15 protein-coding genes are annotated in these 17,871 nt (G+C 64.4%); 8 read left to right on the plus strand and 7 right to left on the minus strand.

Translation table 11 applies throughout. The annotated features are described in order from the left end of the window. Nucleotides 1-24: 24 nt before the first annotated feature. The 4 genes from FY036_RS08930 to FY036_RS08945 all read right to left on the minus strand — a co-directional run bounded on the left by FY036_RS08930 (nt 25) and on the right by FY036_RS08945 (nt 3,840). Nucleotides 25-1,044: a sulfate/molybdate ABC transporter ATP-binding protein gene (locus FY036_RS08930; RefSeq protein ID WP_148914370.1), complete on the minus strand. Its 1,020-nt coding sequence runs from the start codon at nt 1,042-1,044 to the stop codon at nt 25-27. After that, complete coding sequence (gene cysW / locus FY036_RS08935; protein ID WP_201744725.1) at nt 1,041-1,934, minus strand: sulfate ABC transporter permease subunit CysW; 894 nt, start codon at nt 1,932-1,934, stop codon at nt 1,041-1,043. Before cysW ends, FY036_RS08930 begins: the two co-directional genes overlap by 4 nt. 2 nt (nt 1,935-1,936) lie before the next feature. Further along, complete coding sequence (gene cysT, locus FY036_RS08940) at nt 1,937-2,758, minus strand: sulfate ABC transporter permease subunit CysT (RefSeq protein WP_148914371.1); 822 nt, start codon at nt 2,756-2,758, stop codon at nt 1,937-1,939. Between the two features lie 80 nt (nt 2,759-2,838). Beyond that, nucleotides 2,839-3,840 carry a sulfate ABC transporter substrate-binding protein gene (locus FY036_RS08945; protein ID WP_148914372.1) on the minus strand — a complete coding sequence of 334 codons (1,002 nt, stop codon included), beginning with the start codon at nt 3,838-3,840 and terminating at the stop codon, nt 2,839-2,841. A gap of 486 nt (nt 3,841-4,326) precedes the next feature. On the opposite strand from FY036_RS08945, the gene FY036_RS08950 reads away from it, so the two are divergent. From FY036_RS08950 to FY036_RS08970, 5 genes are all read left to right on the plus strand, one after another. Then, nucleotides 4,327-5,931: an ABC transporter substrate-binding protein gene (locus FY036_RS08950; protein ID WP_201744726.1), complete on the plus strand. Its 1,605-nt coding sequence runs from the start codon at nt 4,327-4,329 to the stop codon at nt 5,929-5,931. A 78-nt stretch (nt 5,932-6,009) separates the two neighbouring features. Continuing rightward, entirely contained in the window at nt 6,010-6,987 is a 978-nt protein-coding gene (locus tag FY036_RS08955) for an ABC transporter permease (protein ID WP_148914373.1), read from the plus strand. Beyond that, nucleotides 6,984-8,732 (plus strand): ABC transporter permease subunit, encoded by a 1,749-nt coding sequence (locus FY036_RS08960; protein ID WP_148914374.1) that lies wholly within the window; start codon nt 6,984-6,986, stop codon nt 8,730-8,732. Before FY036_RS08955 ends, FY036_RS08960 begins: the two co-directional genes overlap by 4 nt. Further along, complete coding sequence (locus FY036_RS08965) at nt 8,729-11,011, plus strand: dipeptide ABC transporter ATP-binding protein (RefSeq protein WP_148914375.1); 2,283 nt, start codon at nt 8,729-8,731, stop codon at nt 11,009-11,011. The genes FY036_RS08960 and FY036_RS08965 overlap by 4 nt, the downstream gene beginning before the upstream one ends. Before the next feature lie 77 nt (nt 11,012-11,088). Continuing rightward, a complete protein-coding gene (locus FY036_RS08970; protein WP_148914376.1) occupies nt 11,089-12,228 on the plus strand; it encodes an alpha-hydroxy acid oxidase in 1,140 nt (379 codons plus the stop codon). Here the strand turns inward: FY036_RS08970 and FY036_RS08975 are convergent. Further along, nucleotides 12,225-13,331, minus strand: a complete 1,107-nt coding sequence (locus tag FY036_RS08975; protein WP_201744727.1) for a Gfo/Idh/MocA family protein — start codon at nt 13,329-13,331, stop codon at nt 12,225-12,227. The genes FY036_RS08970 and FY036_RS08975 overlap by 4 nt on opposite strands. A gap of 7 nt (nt 13,332-13,338) precedes the next feature. Continuing rightward, on the minus strand, nt 13,339-14,040 hold the full coding sequence (locus FY036_RS08980) for a GntR family transcriptional regulator (protein ID WP_148914378.1): 702 nt from the start codon (nt 14,038-14,040) through the stop codon (nt 13,339-13,341). A gap of 118 nt (nt 14,041-14,158) precedes the next feature. Between FY036_RS08980 and FY036_RS08985 the strand changes: the two genes are divergently transcribed. Genes FY036_RS08985 through FY036_RS08995 form a run of 3 tightly spaced genes read left to right on the plus strand, consistent with a single transcriptional unit; the run spans nt 14,159 to nt 16,739 of the window. After that, on the plus strand, nt 14,159-15,316 hold the full coding sequence (locus FY036_RS08985; protein ID WP_148914379.1) for an LLM class flavin-dependent oxidoreductase: 1,158 nt from the start codon (nt 14,159-14,161) through the stop codon (nt 15,314-15,316). Further along, a complete protein-coding gene (locus tag FY036_RS08990; RefSeq protein WP_148914380.1) occupies nt 15,316-16,209 on the plus strand; it encodes an aldo/keto reductase in 894 nt (297 codons plus the stop codon). Before FY036_RS08985 ends, FY036_RS08990 begins: the two co-directional genes overlap by 1 nt. Next, on the plus strand, nt 16,209-16,739 hold the full coding sequence (locus tag FY036_RS08995; protein ID WP_148914381.1) for a flavin reductase family protein: 531 nt from the start codon (nt 16,209-16,211) through the stop codon (nt 16,737-16,739). Before FY036_RS08990 ends, FY036_RS08995 begins: the two co-directional genes overlap by 1 nt. A 20-nt stretch (nt 16,740-16,759) precedes the next feature. On the opposite strand, the gene FY036_RS09000 is transcribed toward FY036_RS08995, so the two are convergent. Beyond that, nucleotides 16,760-17,818, minus strand: a complete 1,059-nt coding sequence (locus tag FY036_RS09000) for a LacI family DNA-binding transcriptional regulator (RefSeq protein WP_235897594.1) — start codon at nt 17,816-17,818, stop codon at nt 16,760-16,762. Nucleotides 17,819-17,871 lie beyond the last annotated feature (53 nt).

Here is a 17,871-nt window from a genome sequence, read left to right on the forward strand (position 1 = left end):
CAGTATTCGACCATGATCCGCCGATTACGCGGCGAAGACGTTGCAACGCAGAACCTGTATGAAGCCGCGATCGTTGGCTGCGATCTTCGTGTCCGCCGCGACATCCAGTTCCACGACTTCGCCGCCTTCGGTGCGCGCCAGCACGCGCCGCCCTTCCGGCCTGTCGATCACGCGCGTGACCTGCGCGGGTATGCCGCCGCCGTCGGTCTGCCAGCCGAGATCGCCCGGCCGAGCCAGAAGCTCGACGGGACCGTCAGCCACGCCCTGCGCGTCGAAACTCGCGCCCGCTATCACGGCCCTGCCGCCGGAAGCGGTGCCGGGCAGCCTGTTCGTATCGCCAAGGAACTTCATCACGAAGGCCGAATCCGGCCGGCGGCAGACGTCTTCCGGCGTGCCCTGCTGCACGATGCGCCCCTGATCGAGAATGACGACGCGGTCCGCCAGATCCAGCGCCTCTTCCTGATCGTGGGTGACGAACAGCGTCGTGATGCCGAGCTCGTCATGGATTTCGCGCAGCCATCGGCGCAAGTCGCGCCGCACGTTGGCGTCGAGCGCGCCGAACGGCTCGTCGAGCAACAGAACCTTGGGATCGACGGCGAGAGCGCGGGCGAGCGCCACGCGCTGGCGCTGGCCGCCGGAAATCTGCGTAGGGAAGCGGTTGCCGAGCCCGTCGAGCTTTACCAGCCGCAGCAGTTCCTCGACCCGCGCGTCGATTTCCGGCTTGGCGCGGCGTACCTTGGAGACCTTCATGCCGAAGGCGACGTTCTCGCCAACCGTCATGTGCGGGAACAGCGCATAGTGCTGGAAGACGAAGCCGACGCCTCGCTGGCGCACCGGAATCTCCGTCGCGTCCTCGTCGCCGAAATAGATCGCGCCGCCATCGGCGTATTCCAGCCCCGCGACCATGCGCAGGATCGTGGTCTTGCCGGAGCCTGAGGGGCCGAGCAAGGCGACGAGCTCGCCGCTCCCGATCTCCAAGGAGACGCCATGGACCGCGCGGAAAGTGTCGAATGTCTTGATGACGTTGTCGAGGATGATCTTCATGACGTCTTTCCCTGGGCGATCGTGGCCGGCCCCGCAAGCGCCGGCCTGCCGGCACGGCCCGCACCGCGGCGCTCCAGCGCAAGCTTGGCGACGATGGTGACGAGAGCCAGCAGCGCGAGGATGGAAGCGGCCGCGAACGCGCCGACCGTGTTGTAGTCGTGGTAGAGAAGCTCGATGTGCAGCGGCAGCGTGTTGGTCTGGCCGCGTATCTTGCCCGAGACCACCGACACCGCGCCGAACTCGCCCATCACGCGGGCATTGCACAGCACGACGCCGTAGAGCAGCGCCCAGCGGATGTTGGGCAGCGTGACCGACAGGAAGGTGCGCCAGCCTGACGCTCCCAGCGAGGTGGCCGCCTCCTCGAGGTCGCGCCCCTGCGCCTGCATCAGCGGTATCAGCTCGCGCGCCACGAACGGGGCGGTCACGAACATCGACGCCAGGACAATGCCCGGCAGCGCGAAGAGCACCTTGATCTCTGCCGACTGCAGCGCCGGGCCGAATAGGCCCTGAAGTCCGTAGACAAAGAGATAGGCGACACCCGCCACGATCGGAGAGATCGAGAACGGGATCTCGATGACGATCAGCAGGAAGCGCCGGCCCCAGAAATCGAACTTGGTGATGGCCCACGCCGCTGCGATGCCGAACGCGGTGTTGAGCGGCACGGCGATCAGCGCTGTCATGACCGTGAGATAGATGGCGTGGCGCGTGTCGGGATGCGCGATGGTGGCCGTGAAATGGCCGACGCCCAGCGAAAATGCCTGGGTGAAAATGACAAGCAGCGGCGCAAGCACGAACAGCGCACCGATGACGAGCACGAAGCCGATCATGAAGCGGCGGAAGGCCGGGGCATCGCCAATCCGGGGCGGCTTGTTGGCGTGGCGCGCGCTCATGGTCAGTTCCTCGCCGTGTAGCGCAGGGCGCGCGCCTGCAAATAGTTGGTCAACGCCAGCATGACGAAGGCGGTGATGAGAAGCACGGAGGCGATGGCGGCTGCGCCCGCGTAATTGTATTCCTCCAGCCTGATGAAGGCGAGCAGCGCGGTGATCTCGGTCGACATCGGCCGGTTGCCGGCGATGAAGATGATCGCGCCGAACTCGCCCAGGCTGCGGGCGAACGTGAGCGACGAGCCGGCGAGCAGCGCAGGCGTCAGCAGCGGAAGGATGACGCGGCCGAAGATTTGCCAGTCGGTGCCGCCAAGCGACTGCCCGGCCTCCTCGAGCGCGGGGTCGAGGTCTTCGAGCACAGGCTGAACTGTGCGCACCATGAAGGGCATGCTGGTGAAGAACATCGCCACCATGATGCCGAGCGGCGTATAGACAACCTGAACGCCAAACTGCGCGAGGAGCGAGCCGAGCCAGCCATTCTGGGCGAACAACGCGGTGAGCGCGATGCCGGCGACCGCCGTGGGCAACGCGAAGGGCAGATCGACGATGGCATCGACAAATCGCTTGCCGGGAAACTCGTAGCGCACCAGCACCCAAGCGAGCGACATGCCGAAGACCACGTTGGCGGCGGTGGCGCCGAGTGCGCAAAGCACGGTGACGCGATAGCTGGCTACGGCCCGATCCGAGGATATGATGCGCCAGTAATCCTCGAACCCAAGGCTGGCCGCCTTGAAGACCAGCGCGCCAAGCGGCAGCAGGACGATCAGCGCGACATAAAACAGGGTTATGCCGAGCGACAGAGGCAGTCCTGGCAACACGCGGCGTCTCAACTGACGTACCCTTCGATCAAAATGGAGCGGCCGGCGGACTGCGCAGCCCGCCGGCCTTGAACCCTAAAAGGGGTGGGGCGTCAACGTTCGCCGTAAATCTGGTCGAGCAGCGCGCCGGATGCGAAGTGGTTCTCCTGGATAGCATCCCAGCCGCCGAATACGTCTTCGGCTGTGACGAGGCGCACTTCCGGGAAGTCTTCGGCGAACTCGGCCTTTACCGTCTCGTCATGGACACGGTTGCCATGCTGGGCGACGATGCGCTGGCCTTCCTCTGAATAGAGGAATTCGAGATAGGCCTTTGCCAGTTCGCCGCTGCCGCGTCTGTCCGCGACACGATCGACGATGGCGACAGGGAACTCGGCCAAAAGGCTGACCGAAGGCACGACGAGATCGAACTTGTCGTCGCCGAACTCCCTGGCGATGCCGCGCGTCTCGGCCTCGAAGGTGATGATGACGTCGCCGATCCCGCGCTCCACGAAGGTGGTGGTCGCGCCACGGCCGCCGGTGTCGAACACGGGCACGTTGTCGAAAATCTTGGTGATGAACGCGGTCACCTGCTCCTGGTCGCCGTCGAAGGCTTCAAGCGCGTAGGCGGTTGCTGCCAGATAGGTGTAGCGCGCATTGCCCGAGGTCTTGGGGTTGGGGAAGATCACCTGCACGTCGTCGCGGGCGAGGTCGTCCCAGTCGTTGATGTCCTTCGGGTTGCCCTCGCGCACGAGGAAGGACGGAAACGAGTAGTAGGGCGAGGCGTTGTTCGGGAACTCGCTCTGCCAGTCCTCGCTGACGAGGCCGTTCTGGACGAGGAAGTCGATGTCCGTGACCTGGTTGAAGGTCACCACGTCGGCCTCCAGCCCCTCGACGATGGAGCGCGCCTGAGCGGACGTGCCGCTGTGCGACTGGTCGACCGTGACGTCCTGTCCCGTCGCCGCCTTGTAGGCCGGAACGAACGCTTCGTTGACGGCGACGAACAGTTCGCGCGCAATGTCGTAGGAGGCGTTGAGGATGCTGTTCGGCGACTGCGCCTGAGCGGGAGCCGTGAACACGAGCGCGGCTGCGGCGCCGGCGAGAAGAAGGCGTCTCATAAGGGTCTCCTGAGGACGAAAACGCATTTGCAGATGTGACCACAATATCGGGGCCGACACCGCGCGAAGAGGCAGCGTGATGCGTGATGCGGGGTTGTCGTAGAAAATTCATCCCCTTACCGCCGGTGATGAGCACGCGTTTTTCGCGGTGCGATCAACGGGCCCCTTCGGTCATTGGCAGGAGGTGGCCGGCGGAGCGCAGGCGCTGGCAGGCAGGAGCGGCTGGGTGCGCGTATGAGTGCGCACAAGTAGGCTTTTCCACAGACCCATCTCAGGGGGGTATGATTTGTCGCATCTGACGAGGATGTGAGAAATGCGTTCCTCACGTTTCAAAACAGCTTGAAATAAACAACTTTTCGCGTGTTACCGGCTTTTGGCGGCCCGGACGCGACAAGTAGCGACCCCGCCTGCACCAGATTGCGGTTTTGACATGCCCCCGAATGGTGTTATGCGATTTTCAGCATCAATAAAAAGGGGAACTCAACCGTGCTGCTCAGGAAAAATATTCTCGGTCTCGTTGCGACAACCACGCTGGTCGCCGCCATGGCGACAGGTGCTCTCGCGCAGGAGCGCGTGCCTGCGATCAACATCGACACGACGACCGAAGCCTACGATCCGATCCGCTACGAGGCGGCCTACATCATCGCCGAGAAATGGCGTGAGCTGGGTTTGGAAGTGAACGTGCGGCCGACCGAATTTTCCACGCTGCTGGGCAAGTTCTACGATCAGCAGGATTTCGACGCGGCCATCGTGGGCTGGTCGGGCCGTATCGATCGTCTCGATCCGCATTTCTATCTGGGCACACTCGATTCACGCGCGACCAGCCTGGGCGCGAACAATCCCGGTGGCTACAGCAACCCCAAAGTCGATGAACTCTTCGACGCGCAGGCACGCGAGTTCGATACCGAGGCGCGGCGTGACCTCGTGCATGAACTGCAGGAAACCTATGTTCCCGATGCGCCGGTGATCGTGCTGTTCTACCGCGACGAGGTGGTCGCCTACAACAACACCGCCTTCGGCGAGATGAACGCCATGGCCGGTGAAGGTCTCTACAGCGAATGGACGCCGATGCAGGCACAGCCGCTAACCGACCGCAAGACGCTGCGCATCGGTGGCCCGCAGGAGCCCGACAATCTCAATCCGCTTGCCTCGACCTCGGTCTGGGGCTGGAAGTGGATGCGCCTCTACTACGACCGCCTCGTGCGCCTGACGCCCGATGTCGAGCCGATGAACTGGATGGCGGCTTCGGTCGAGGCCGTCGACGAGACGACGATCGACGTCACGCTGCGCGAAGGTCTGACCTTCCACGATGGCGAGCCGGTGACGGCCGAAGACGTGGCCTTCACCTTCGGCTACTATCAGGCGCAGGACTATGCCTATTTCGACGCCTACCTCGCCCCGGTCGATACAGTCGAGGCGACCGGCGACCTGACCGTTCGCTTCAACCTGAAGACGCCTTCGGCCTCCTTCGCAAACATCGCGCTTTCGCAGATTCCGATCCTGCCCAAGCACATCTGGGAGGCGATCGAGAACCCGGGCGACCTCACGCCCGAGCAAATCCCGACCGTGGGTTCAGGCCCGTTCAAATACGCCAGCTACAATCGCGGCGAGATCATGTCGCTGGAAAAGAACGCTGACCACTTCCAGGCCGACGACATTGCCGTCGACGGGGTCGAGTTCGTGATCTACGCCGACATGGAAGGCGTGTTCACCGCACTCCAGACGCAGGCGATCGACATGACCGCGTGGCGCATGGAAGCAGGCCAGATTCCGCTGGCTGAATCCGCCGACCACCTCAGCGTCGTTTCGGTTCCCGACTTCGGCTACTACCACATGACCTACAACACGCGCCGCGCACCGTTCGACGATGTGGCCGTGCGTCGCGCTCTGACCAAGGCAATGGACCGCGAGCGGATGGTCAACGTGCTGCTCGACGGGCGCGGCGAAGTCGGCACCAGCGTCATCGCGCCGGTCAATGCCTTCTGGCACAACCCCTTCGTCGAAACCTTCGATTTCGACATGGAAGCGGCAAAGGCCGAGCTGGAAGAGGCTGGCTATTCCTGGGACAGTGAAGGCCGGCTCGTAAAGTAACCGGTCCGCACATAACGCCTCCTCGCGTCGCCGCCGGCCGCGCGGGGAGGCTGCTCCATTCAGCGGAAGCCAAAAGCCATGTCCCGCCGCAGCTATCTGATACGCCGCGCCCTGCAGGCGTTCGTATCGCTTTTCATCATCGCGACGTTGTTGTTCTTCTTGTTTCGCGCCGGTTTGCCGGACCCGACGACGGCGCTTCTGGCTGAAGGCCTGAGCCCGGAGCAGCGCGAAATGGTACGCCGCTCGTTTGGTCTCGATCAGCCTCTATGGCAGCAATATCTGCTGTTCCTGCAGAATGCCGTGCAGGGCGATTTCGGCTTCTCGTTCCACTATCGCGCCCCGGTGGCCGACATCATCTGGGAACGGCTCGGCAACACGATGGTGCTGATGCTGACGGCGATCACCATCGCCTATGTCATCGGTGTACCGCTGGGCGCATGGCTATCCTGGCGGCGGGGTACCAGAGCCGACACGACAGGCATCTTCGTAGGCCTGATGTTCCGCTCCGCCCCGATGTTCTGGACGGGCATGATCGGCATCCTCGTCTTCGGCGTGATGCTGGGCTTCTTGCCAACCAGCGGCATGCGCACGCTGCCCTACACGGCCACAGGGTTCTTCGACAAAATCTTCACGCTCGACTTTCTATGGCATCTGGCGCTGCCGGCCATGATCGTGGCGCTTTACTATCTCGGCTCGCCGCTGCTCATCATGCGCAACACCATGCTCGAGGTCTATGGCGAGGACTTTATCGAGATGGCACGCGCCAAGGGGCTGCCCGAGCGGCGCATCCTCTACAACCACGCTGCGCGCAACGCGCTTCTGCCCGTCGTCACGCAGCTTGCAGTGACGATCGGGCTGGCGGCCGGCGGGCAGGTGGTGGTCGAGGTGGTGTTCTCGTGGCCGGGGCTGGGCCGTGAGATCCTCAACGCCGTGCGCACCTCCGATTTCCCGCTGGCGCAGGCGAGCTTCCTGGTCATGGCCGCCTTCGTCATCACCCTGAACCTGCTTGTCGATATCCTCTATTCGACGCTCGACCCGAGGGTGAGTTTCAAATGATCCTGCCGTCCTACTTCAAGAGCGCGCTCGCGCCGCTGCGGTTCATGCTGATGGACCGGCTGGCGGTGATCGGCCTCGCCGTCCTGTCGCTTATCGTCGCCATGGCGCTGGCCGCGCCGCTGCTCTCCACGCACGATCCGCGCGCCGTCAACGAGGTCGAGGACGCCTCCGTGCTCGTCCGCTCCGGCGACGCCGAAACCGGGATCGTTTGGCGGCTCGAAAACTCGCTCGGCGATGTCGCAATCCAGGCGGCGGACGATGACGGCACCGGCAACGGCATCGCCGTCGGGCGCGAAGGCACGGCTTATCGCTATACGGTCGGTGAGGGCTGGAGCGGTATCGAAACGCCGGTGGATGCCGACCTGAACGGTGTGGCAATGGCCGCCGACGGCAAAGCACTGGCGGTCGGTTCTGGCGGAACGATCCTGCACCTCGATGGCGAAGAGTGGCAGGCGATCGAGGCTCCCGCGCCCGCCGATCTGAACGCTGTCGCGTGGCTCGACGCGGGCTCGGCGCTCATTGTCGGCTCCGGCGAGGAAATATGGCGGCTCGACCTTTCGCCATCGCCGCAGGTCACCGAAATCGACAGTCCGGTAGGACGCGGCTTTCCACTGTATGCGGTTGCGCGCGACGCGGACGGCACCATGCTGGCGGTCGGCGATCGCGGCCTTGCGATCCGTTATGACCCCGCCGACGGCAGCGCCGCGATGGAGCGGCTGGGAACGTCGCGCCAGCTCAACGGCCTGCATATCTCGCCGAGCGGCAATGCGCTCGCCGTTGGAGAGCGCGGCACTGTAGTGAGCCGTGCGGGGCCTGAGGCCCGCTGGAGCGAGGAAACGGTCGCCGAAATGCGCGCGCTGCGCAGCGGCTGGGTCGGCGACGATGGTGCCGCCTTTGCAGTGGGCCGCAACGGCACGATCATCGAGCGCGCGGCAGACGGCGAAGCATGGCAGCCGGCAAGTAGCGAAAGCGAACGTCACTTCCGTGCGGTGATGGCGGCAGGCGAAAACGTCTTCGCGCTCGGTTCCGACCGGTTCGTCAATCGCCTCGCCGCGCCGAGCGCCGACCACTGGTTCGGCACCGATCATCTCGGCCGCGATCTCTACAGCCAGAACGTTCACGGTTCGCGCATCGCGCTGCTGGTCGGCTTTCTTGGTGCGCTGCTGGTGGTGCTGATCGGTACGAATGTCGGCCTCATAGCCGGCTATTTCCGTGGCCGGACCGAGACTGTGCTGATGCGCACGGTGGACGTGATGTACGGTATTCCCTTCGAGCCTTTTGCGCTGATTCTCGTGCTTCTGTTCGAGCCGAGCCTGACCATCGTGATCCTCGCCGTGTCGCTGCTGACATGGCGCACGGTTGCGCGGCTCATCCGCTCCCAGGTTCTGTCGCTGCGCGAACGTCCGTTCGTGAAAGCGGCACGCGTCGCCGGCGCGTCTGACCTGCGCATCATGTACCTGCACATCTTTCCGAACGTGATGCCGCTGGTGTTCCTCGAACTAGCCATCATCGTCGGCGTTTCGATCATCGCCGAAGCCACGCTCTCCTTCCTCGGGCTCGGGCCGCCGCAGTCGATCTCGTGGGGCGGCATCCTGCATAACGCACGCCTGTCGGGCGCTTGGCGCACAGCATGGTGGTGGAACCTGCCGCCGGGCTTCTTCATCATGACGACGGTGCTGTCCGTGTTCTTCATCTCGCGTTCGCTTGAGCTGATCGCCAACCCGCGCCTGAGGGCACGCCAATGAGCGCAAACCTTCTCGACGTTCGCGATCTGGCGATCCATTACCGCACAGGCTCTGGCCCTGTGCAGGCGGTCGATGGCATCGACTTTTCGATCCGGCCCGGCGAGGCGCTGGGCCTCGTCGGCGAGTCCGGCTGCGGCAAGACCACGGCCGCCAAGGCGATGCTGAAGCTTCTTCCACCAAACGGCGAAATCCCGCGTGGTCGCATCGACTTCGGCGGACGCGATCTCGTACCGCTGGACGAGGAAGCCATGCGGCGCGTTCGCTGGAAGGATATCGCCTGGATTTCGCAAGCCGCGATGAACGCGCTCGATCCCGTCTATCGCGTCGGCGACCAGATCGTCGAGGCGATGCAGGCCCACATCACCATCGACACCAAAGATGCGTGGGCGCATGGTGAGACACTGTTCCGTGCGGTCGGCATCGACCCGTCGCGGCTGCGCGCCTATCCGCACGAGATGTCGGGCGGCATGAAGCAGCGCGCCATCATCGCGATGGCGATGGCGCTCGACCCCAAGCTGGTGATCGCAGACGAGCCGACGACCGCGCTGGACGTGGTGACGCAGGCGCAAATCCTCGCGCGGCTGAGCCGTTTGCGGCGCGAACACGGCATGTCGCTGCTGTTCATCACCCACGACATTTCAGTGGTGGTGCAGACCTGCGATCGGGTGGCTGTCATGTATGGCGGCAAGATCATGGAAACCGGGCCCGTACGCGAGGTCTTCCGCCTGCCGGCGCACCCCTACACGATGGGTCTGACCAACGCGTTTCCAACGCTGGAAGGAGCAAAGCGCGAGCTGATTTCCATTCCCGGCACACCGCCGAACCTTCTGAACCCGCCCAAGGGCTGCCGCTTTGCGGCGCGATGCCCGTTCGCAGAGGAGCGCTGCCGCGAGGAAGCGCCTGCGCTGCGACAGGTGAGCGGCGATCACGCGACCGCCTGCCACTTCCCCGAGCGCGCGGAAGAGTTCCGCGTCATCGCCTCGCGCAACGAGACTTGGGAGAAAGTCGGCGAACGGCTGGGCGAAGCCATGACACCGCCGGCGTCCAAGGCGCAGGTGGAAGGCGGCAACGTCGTTGAGGTCGAAGCCCTCAAGCGGCACTTCCCGATACCCGGCGGGTTCTTCTCCTCATTCGGCGGCGGCGAGGAAAAGAAGGTCCATGCGGTCGACGGCATCGACTTCGATTTGAAGGCAGGCGAAATACTGGGACTTGCAGGCGAATCCGGTTCCGGCAAGACCACGACCGGCGAGATGCTGGTTAAGCTGCAGGAGGTGACCGAAGGCGAGATACGCTTCGATGGAGGCGACGTATCGACGCTCAAGGGCAAGGACTTGAAGGCCTTCCGCCGCGCCGCTCAGATGGTGTTTCAGGACCCTTACCAGACGCTCAATCCCCGCTTCACGATCGCGGACATCGTCGGTGAGCCCCTCAAGATCCACAAGCTCGCTAAGGGCGACGAGCTTTCGGCAAAGGTGAAGCAGGCGCTGGAACGCGCCGGGTTGAAGCCGGCCGACACCTACCTGGAACGGTTCCCGCACGAGCTTTCGGGCGGGCAGCGCCAGCGTGTGGCGATCGCCCGCGCTATCGTTCTGGAGCCGCGCTTCGTAGTCGCCGACGAGCCGGTATCGATGCTCGACGTGTCGATCCGGGCCGGCGTGCTCAACCTGATGCGCCGGTTCCGCGACGAACTCGGCATATCCTTTGTCTATGTCAGCCACGACCTGCCGACGATCCGCTACGTCGCGGACCGCACAGCGATCATGTATCTCGGCGAAATCGTCGAGGTGGGCCCGACCGAGACGGTGATTGCAGAGCGCAAGCATCCCTACACGCAGCTCCTGCTGGATGCGAGCCCCGAGCCCGATCCCGACGTGGTGAAGCCGCCGCTGGAGGCGGCAGGTGAAATCCCCAGCGCCATCGAACCGCCGAACGGCTGCCGGTTCCACACGCGCTGCCCGTTGGCGACCGTGGAGTGTGGCTGGGAAGGGCGTGACGTGGCATCCGCGATCGCAGCGCGCAAGCTTGCCGGCGTCGATGTCTCCACGCTTGGCGAGCCGAAGGTCGAGGGGCTCGACATCGTGGTCACGGCGCCGCAAGGCACCGACGCAGCACGCGTCGAGATCGAAGGCGTCATGCGCGAGCGCAGCGAGGCGCTGGCGGACGCGGCACGCATGTCGGCGGATGGCGGCGCGTTGCGGCTTTCTTTCGAGCGAAAGTCGTCGCCGGCAATCCGCAATGTGGGCGTCGGCCACAAGGTCGCCTGCGTGCTCTACGACTGAGCGCGCATATGGGCTTGCAGGCAGCGTGACGGCAAGGCTATTGGCTTTGCCACCCTCTCGTTGTGAAGGACGCTCGCATGCGCAAGATGCTTACCATCGCCGACCTCAAGGATCTCGCGCGGCGGCGCGTGCCGACGATGTTCTTCGACTATGCCGATTCCGGCGCATGGACCGAGAGCACCTACCGCGCCAACGAAGAGGATTTCGCCAGGATCAAGCTGCGGCAGCGCGTTCTGGTCGATATGACCGACCGCTCGCTCGAAAGCAGGATGATCGGCGAGAAGGTCTCGATGCCCGTGGCACTGGCCCCGACCGGCCTGACAGGCATGCAGCATGCCGACGGGGAGATGCTAGCCGCGCAGGCGGCCGAGGCATTCGGCGTGCCGTTTACGCTGTCGACCATGAGCATCTGCTCGATCGAGGATGTCTCGTCGGTCACCACTAAGCCGTTCTGGTTCCAGCTCTACGTGATGCGCGACCGTGATTTCGTCGGCAATTTGATCGACAGGGCGAAGGCTGCGAATTGCTCGGCGCTGGTGCTCACGGCGGATCTGCAAATCCTCGGCCAGCGTCACAAGGATGTGCGCAACGGCCTGTCGGCGCCGCCGAAGCTGACCCTGCCAAACCTCGTCAACATGGCGCTGCGTCCGCGCTGGTGCTTGGGTATGCTGGGCACGTCGCGCCGCACCTTCCGCAACATTGTCGGTCACGCCAAGGGCGTGGGCCACCTGTCGTCGCTGTCTTCGTGGACGGCCGAGCAGTTCGATCCGAAGCTGTCGTGGGACGATGTCGCCTGGATCAAGGAACGCTGGGGCGGCAAGCTGGTCATCAAGGGCATTCTGGATGAGGAGGATGCGCATATGGCAGCCGCTACCGGGGCTGACGCGATCATCGTCTCCAACCATGGCGGCCGCCAACTCGATGGCGCGCTTTCGTCCATCGCCATGCTGCCGCGCATTGTCGATGCAGTCGGTGACAAGATTGAAATCCATGTCGATGGCGGCATCCGCTCGGGCCAGGATGTGCTGAAGGCCATCGCGCTGGGCGCGAAGGGCACCTATATCGGCCGACCCTTCCTCTACGGGCTCGGCGCGATGGGCAAGGACGGGGTGACGACCGCGTTGGAGATCATCCGCAAGGAGCTCGACATCACCATGGCGCTCTGCGGCAAGCGCAACATCGCCGATGTCGACGGCTCGGTGCTGGCGCAGGTCTAGTATTTCAAGGCGGCGTCGGTCACCACGACGCCTGCGCGCGCGGAACGCTGGGCTGCGATGCCCATCGCCACCGCGCGCCACCCGTCTTCCAGCGTAACCTCAACCGGCCCTTCCCCGCGCAACGCGGCGCAGAAGCGCTGGTGCTGGTAGAAGGTAGAGCCATTGTGGTCGCCGGCCGCCAGAAGGGTCGGGTCTACCGGTATCTCGACCACGCGTGGGCCGCCGGGCTGACGAGGGCTGACGACGACCAGCGGTGTCGGCGGATCGCCGGCCTCGGGCGGCCAGAAGCGGGTGGGGCCGGGCACAAGGCACTCGATCTTGCCTGCTGCGCCAACCGCGCTGATCTCTTCCTGATACCGGCTGCCCTCGGCGAACATGCACAGTTCCAGCATGGCACGCGCGCTGCTGGCGAAGTCGATGATGACGTAGCCGTTGTCCCAGATGTCGGGTGTCTCGTTCCCGTAGCGCTCATCGAGATGGTTTACCGCCTGCCCTGCAGAAGCCATGACACGCACCGGCTCGGATTTCAGGATCAGGCGCATCAGGTCGAAGAAGTGACAGCATTTCTCGACGAACGTTCCGCCGGACGTGCGCTCGAAGCGGTTCCACGCGCCGACCTTGTCGAGAAACGGATAGCGATGCTCCCGGATCGTGAGCATACGGATGCCGCCGGTGGCCGCCTCCGCCTCGGCGATGAATTTCGCCACCGGCGGCATGTAGCGGTATTCCATCGCTACCCAGACAGGTGCGGGATAGCGAGCGGCGAAATCCCGCATCGCCTCGGCTTCCGTCGGGTCGATGAAGAGCGGCTTTTCCACGATGAGCGGAAGCGGCCGTGTAGCTGCTATCTCGCGCAACTGAGCTGAATGCACGTGGTTGGGGCTGGCGATCAGCACGCAGTCGATGTCCGGATGCGCCAGCACATCGCGGACTGAACCGACCAGTGCAGCCGCCGGCGCAAGCGAGGCGGCAATCGTCCGCATGGCCTCGTCAGGCTCGAATATGACCGTGACGCTGGTGTCGGGCAGCAGCGCGATGTTGCGCAGGTGCTCCTGCCCCATCATGCCGCATCCAATGATGCCATACGAAATATGCTTGCCCATGATTTTCCTAGCGAAGCCGAGAGACATAGCGCGCGACCGTGTGGTCGAACCATGTCCGGGAGTACTCTGCGCTGGCGCCGTCCTGCGTCCAGCCGATGCGCTCGATGAAACCGGCCGGCTGGCCCGGCGTGAGGCCAAGGCCGGCTGGCGTCCAGTCAGGCGCGTCGGCTACGCCCACGCGGTCCTCGGCCCGCGCTATCCAGATGCCGAGTGCCCGCCGGTAGTAGAGGTAGAGCGAGTCCGACAAGTCCTCCGGTTGGATCCGGTCGACGTAGCTGCCATCAAGCCAGATTTCCTCCACCGCAGCGGGCCTGCCGCCGAGGCTCCGCAGCCGGCGAACCCGATGACCTTCCGGGCTGGAGCCGAAGGCGGGCATATCGTCTGTCTTGGCGAGGCGCCCTACTGAAATGACGCGCGCGGTCGGCAACCCACCGCCCTCGACAAGCTCCAGACGGAAAAGCGCGTAGACGCTTTCGACTTCACTTTTGGAGCGGATGTAATTGCCCGAGCCCTGTATGCGTTCCAGCAGGCCCTTGGCGTGCAGGTCGGCCAGGGCCTTGCGCAAGGTGCCAACCGCGATGCCGAGGCTTGCCGCCATATCGCGCTCGGGTGGCAGCTTCTCCCCGTCGAGCCTCATGCCTGCAGCAATCTCCCGTATCAGCATCTCGCTGATCTGCTGGTGTACGGGAAGGGCGTAATTGCTGGTCATGGTCGGCGCGCGAAAAAATTGATACACTATTGATCTACATCAATGGCGATGTTACGCAAGAGGAAATCGCCCGGCTCCGAAAAGCGGAGGTTTCGGGCAACAACGGAAGGACAGACTCATGACGGTGGTGCCGGTTACGTCGGCCGATCTGGATGCGGCGGAGGTCTCCTGGTTCGCGGCTCTCTGCTCCGATGACTACCGACATCTCGGCGTGCCGGACGGCAGCCTGCGCTCGAGCTGGGAACATTGTTCCGACATCGTCACAACCGCAGAGGAACTGGGCTTCCGCAACATCCTGTGCCCCTCCTCCTATCAGGTGGGGCAGGACACGTTGTCTTTCGTAGCGGGCTGTGCGCCGATTACGTCAAGCATCAATTTGCTGGCCGCAGTGCGCTGCGGTGAGATGCAGCCCATCATGCTGGCGCGCACGGTGGCTACGCTCGACCACATGCTTAAAGGCAGGCTGACCCTCAACATCATATCCTCGGATTTTCCAGGCGAGACGGCCGACAGCCGCTTCCGCTACCAGCGCTCGCGCGAGGTGGTGCAGATCCTGCGGCAGGCATGGGAGCGCGACGAGATCGATCACCATGGCGAAGTGTACGATTTCGCCAAAGTGTCGGCCGACCCGGCAAAGCCCTACCAGCAAAATGGCGGGCCGCTGCTCTATTTTGGCGGCTATTCCCCCGATGCGCTGGAACTGTGCGCCGAGCATTGCGACGTCTACCTGATGTGGCCGGAAACGAAAGAGCAGCTTGCCGAACGGATGCGCGCGGTGCACGAGCGCGCCGCCGCCTACGGCCGCACGCTAGACTATGGTCTGCGGGTCCACATGATCGTGCGCGACACCGAGGCGGAAGCGCGCGAATACGCGCGAGAACTGGTGTCGAAACTGGATGACGAGCAGGGCAGGGCGATCCGCGCCCGTGCGCTCGACGCAACTTCGCTGGGTGTCGCGCAGCAGGCGAAAAACCGGGAGGCTGCCGACGCGGAGGGTTTCATCGAGCCGCATATGTGGACCGGTGTGGGGCGTGCGCGCTCGGGCTGCGGCGCGGCACTGGTCGGATCGACCGATCAGGTGCTCTCCGAGATCGAGGCCTACCGCAAGATGGGCATCCGCGCCTTCATCTTCTCGGGCTACCCGCATCTGGACGAATGCCGATCGTTCGGCGAGCGCGTTCTGCCGCAGCTTTCGACATGCTCGCTGCCGCATGTGTATGGCCGCGTACCAGACGGTCTGCCAGCAACGCCGCTTGGAACGGGAGAACGCCGCTGATGGAACGCGTTAAGCTGAGCAGCGGTCTTGAACTGTCTCGCATCGTCTATGGCATGTGGCGGCTGGGCGACGACCGCGATACGTCGCCGAAGCATATACAGGCGAAGATTGAGGCCTGTCTTGAGCAGGGCATCACCACACTTGACCAGGCGGACATCTATGGCGGCTACCAGGCCGAAGCGTTTCTGGGCGGTTGCTTCCAGGCGGCGTCCCACCTGCGCGACAAGGTTGAGATCGTCACCAAATGCGGCATCGTCGCGCCTGTAGGTCGCTATGCGGACCGGCGCGTAAAGCACTACGACACGACGGCAGCGCATATCAGGCATTCGGTTGATGACTCGCTCAAGGCGATGGCGATCGAGCGCATAGACCTGCTGCTTGTCCACCGCCCCGATCCGTTGATGGACCACCACGAAACCGGCGCGGCGCTGGATGAGGCCGTGCGATCGGGCAAGGTGCGCGCCGTCGGCGTCTCGAACTTTCGGCCCTACGACTTCACCCTGCTTCAGTCGGCCATGAAGATGCCGCTTGTCACGAACCAGATCGAGCTGTCGCTGGCGGCGCATGAAAGCTTCGTCAACGGAGATGTCGCCTTCCTGCAGGAACGCGGCCTTGCGCCGATGGCATGGTCGCCGCTCGGTGGCGGCAGGTTGATGCGGGAGGCGGGCACCCCGCTCGGCCAGAAGCTTTCGGCGGTCGCAGAGGAATGCGGCGTGGATGCGTCGGCTGTCGCGGTTGCGTGGCTGCTCGCCCACCCTTCCCGCATCCTGCCGGTGATGGGCACCAACGACCCGTCGCGCATCGCTGCACTGTCGAGCGCGCTGTCTGTGCCGATGGACCGCGAGACATGGTTCGAGCTCTATACCGCTGCGCTTGGAAGGGAGGTCGCCTGATGTATCACTTCGCCGACGCGGAGCCCGACCGCTCCATGAAGCGTTTTGTGCCCGGCCCGGAAAGGCAGCGCGAGTTTCGTGACGCGCTCGGGCGTTTCGCGACGGGCGTCACCGTGGTCACGACGATCACGGATGAGGGGCCGGTCGGCATTACCGCCAACAGCTTTTCCTCGGTGTCGCTCGAACCCCCCATAGTGCTGTGGTCGATAGGACGCCATTCCCGGCGGTTTCCGGCTTTCGAGCGCTGCGAGCGCTTTGCCGTCCACGTGCTGGGAGCCGACCAGATCGATCTCAGCCGGCGCTTCGCGCGCTCCGGCGACGCGTTCACAGGGCTGGAGCATGACAGGAACGAAGATGGCGTGCCGCTGCTGCGTGGCTGCCTTTCGCGCTTCGAATGTGAGCGGTTCGCAGCCCATGATGGCGGCGACCACGTCATCATGGTCGCACGGGTAAATGCCGCCAGCCTCGCCAACGGCGAGCCGCTGCTGTTTGCCGCAGGAGGTTACGGCAGGTTCGATCGGTTCGTGTGATGAGGCAAGGGGAGGAGGCCTCAATCGTCTCGTCGGACAGGACCCGTCGACTGGCGTTGGACGATGTGGCAGGCAAACTCCACGCGGCGGGGCGGGAGGTGGCGCCCCCCGAGGTCGTCGAGCAGAAGATCGAGCGCGGCCGCGCCGATCTCGCGCATCGGAATGTGCATGGTCGAAAGCGGCGGGTTGTGAAACGCGGCCTGCGGCAGGTCGTCCATGCCCATCACAGACACGTCGGACGGCACCTTCAGGCCCGCAGCTTCGAGCCCCATCATCGCGCCGACTGCGAGGCTGTCACCGGCAGCCAGAACGGCGGTGAAATCGCGTCCGTTCTGCTTCAGCCGCTGGCCGATGGCTTCGGCAGCGAGCTCCGGCAGCCAGTCCGGCACATCGACCACCATGTCGGCGGCTGCGCCCAGGCCATACGCGCGAAGCGCGTCCTGCCAGCCCTCGAAGCGCCGCTCGATGGTGCGCCGGCCGCGCCGCATCAGGAACAGGATACGCTCGTGACCCTGCGCGATCAGGTGTTCGGTCGCCAGCCGCGCGGCCGAACGGTTGCATGGCGTGACGCTGGAGCGGCGCATCTCGGGATCGTCGCCGTTCACCAGCACGATGGGTTTGTCGAAACCGCTGGCGAGCGTGAGCATGGACTCGTCGTCGAGCGTCAGGAACAGGCAGCCGACGACGCCGTCGTCGTCGCGGGCTTCCTCAAGAAGCGCCATTTCCTCGCCAGTGTTGGCGATGGCGCGCGAGACGATCTCGACACCCAGCGCGCTCGCTCGCTCGTTCAGCCCTTCAAGTACGTAGAAGGTGAACTGGTTGCGCACGTAGTCGACCATCGCAGCGCTGGAGGCCGCCAGGATCACCTTTCGGCCCGCTATCGAGGCGGGAACGGTATAGTTGAGCTTGCGCGCGGTCTCGATGATGGCGGCGCGAAGGTCGTCACGCACGCCCTTCCCGCCTGCGAGTGCGCGGGAGGCTGTGCTGACCGAAACGCCGCAGCGTGCGGCGACATCTTCCAGCCGCACACGGCGGCTGGGCGTGGCGCGTTTTCCGCCGGCAATCATGGGTGCGCGCATCCTGCCAAAATCCCGTTGCGGCAATCTGCAAAGAATTTTCAGATTGCGCAACT

The sequence above is a fragment of the Neoaquamicrobium microcysteis genome (assembly GCF_008180155.1).
Taxonomy (GTDB): Bacteria; Pseudomonadota; Alphaproteobacteria; order Rhizobiales; family Rhizobiaceae; genus Aerobium; species Aerobium microcysteis.

Bases quoted from the DNA above. Each gene is read 5' to 3' on its own strand.
- FY036_RS08930 (WP_148914370.1), bottom strand. From the start codon at position 1,044: ATGAAGATCATCCTCGACAACGTCATCAAGACATTCGACACTTTCCGC.
- cysW (WP_201744725.1), bottom strand. From the start codon at position 1,934: ATGAGCGCGCGCCACGCCAACAAGCCGCCCCGGATTGGCGATGCCCCG.
- FY036_RS08945 (WP_148914372.1), bottom strand. From the start codon at position 3,840: ATGAGACGCCTTCTTCTCGCCGGCGCCGCAGCCGCGCTCGTGTTCACG.
- FY036_RS08955 (WP_148914373.1), top strand. From the start codon at position 6,010: ATGTCCCGCCGCAGCTATCTGATACGCCGCGCCCTGCAGGCGTTCGTA.
- FY036_RS08960 (WP_148914374.1), top strand. From the start codon at position 6,984: ATGATCCTGCCGTCCTACTTCAAGAGCGCGCTCGCGCCGCTGCGGTTC.
- FY036_RS08965 (WP_148914375.1), top strand. From the start codon at position 8,729: ATGAGCGCAAACCTTCTCGACGTTCGCGATCTGGCGATCCATTACCGC.
- FY036_RS08970 (WP_148914376.1), top strand. From the start codon at position 11,089: ATGCGCAAGATGCTTACCATCGCCGACCTCAAGGATCTCGCGCGGCGG.
- FY036_RS08975 (WP_201744727.1), bottom strand. From the start codon at position 13,331: ATGGGCAAGCATATTTCGTATGGCATCATTGGATGCGGCATGATGGGG.
- FY036_RS08980 (WP_148914378.1), bottom strand. From the start codon at position 14,040: ATGACCAGCAATTACGCCCTTCCCGTACACCAGCAGATCAGCGAGATG.
- FY036_RS08985 (WP_148914379.1), top strand. From the start codon at position 14,159: ATGACGGTGGTGCCGGTTACGTCGGCCGATCTGGATGCGGCGGAGGTC.
- FY036_RS08990 (WP_148914380.1), top strand. From the start codon at position 15,316: ATGGAACGCGTTAAGCTGAGCAGCGGTCTTGAACTGTCTCGCATCGTC.
- FY036_RS08995 (WP_148914381.1), top strand. From the start codon at position 16,209: ATGTATCACTTCGCCGACGCGGAGCCCGACCGCTCCATGAAGCGTTTT.
- FY036_RS09000 (WP_235897594.1), bottom strand. From the start codon at position 17,818: ATGCGCGCACCCATGATTGCCGGCGGAAAACGCGCCACGCCCAGCCGC.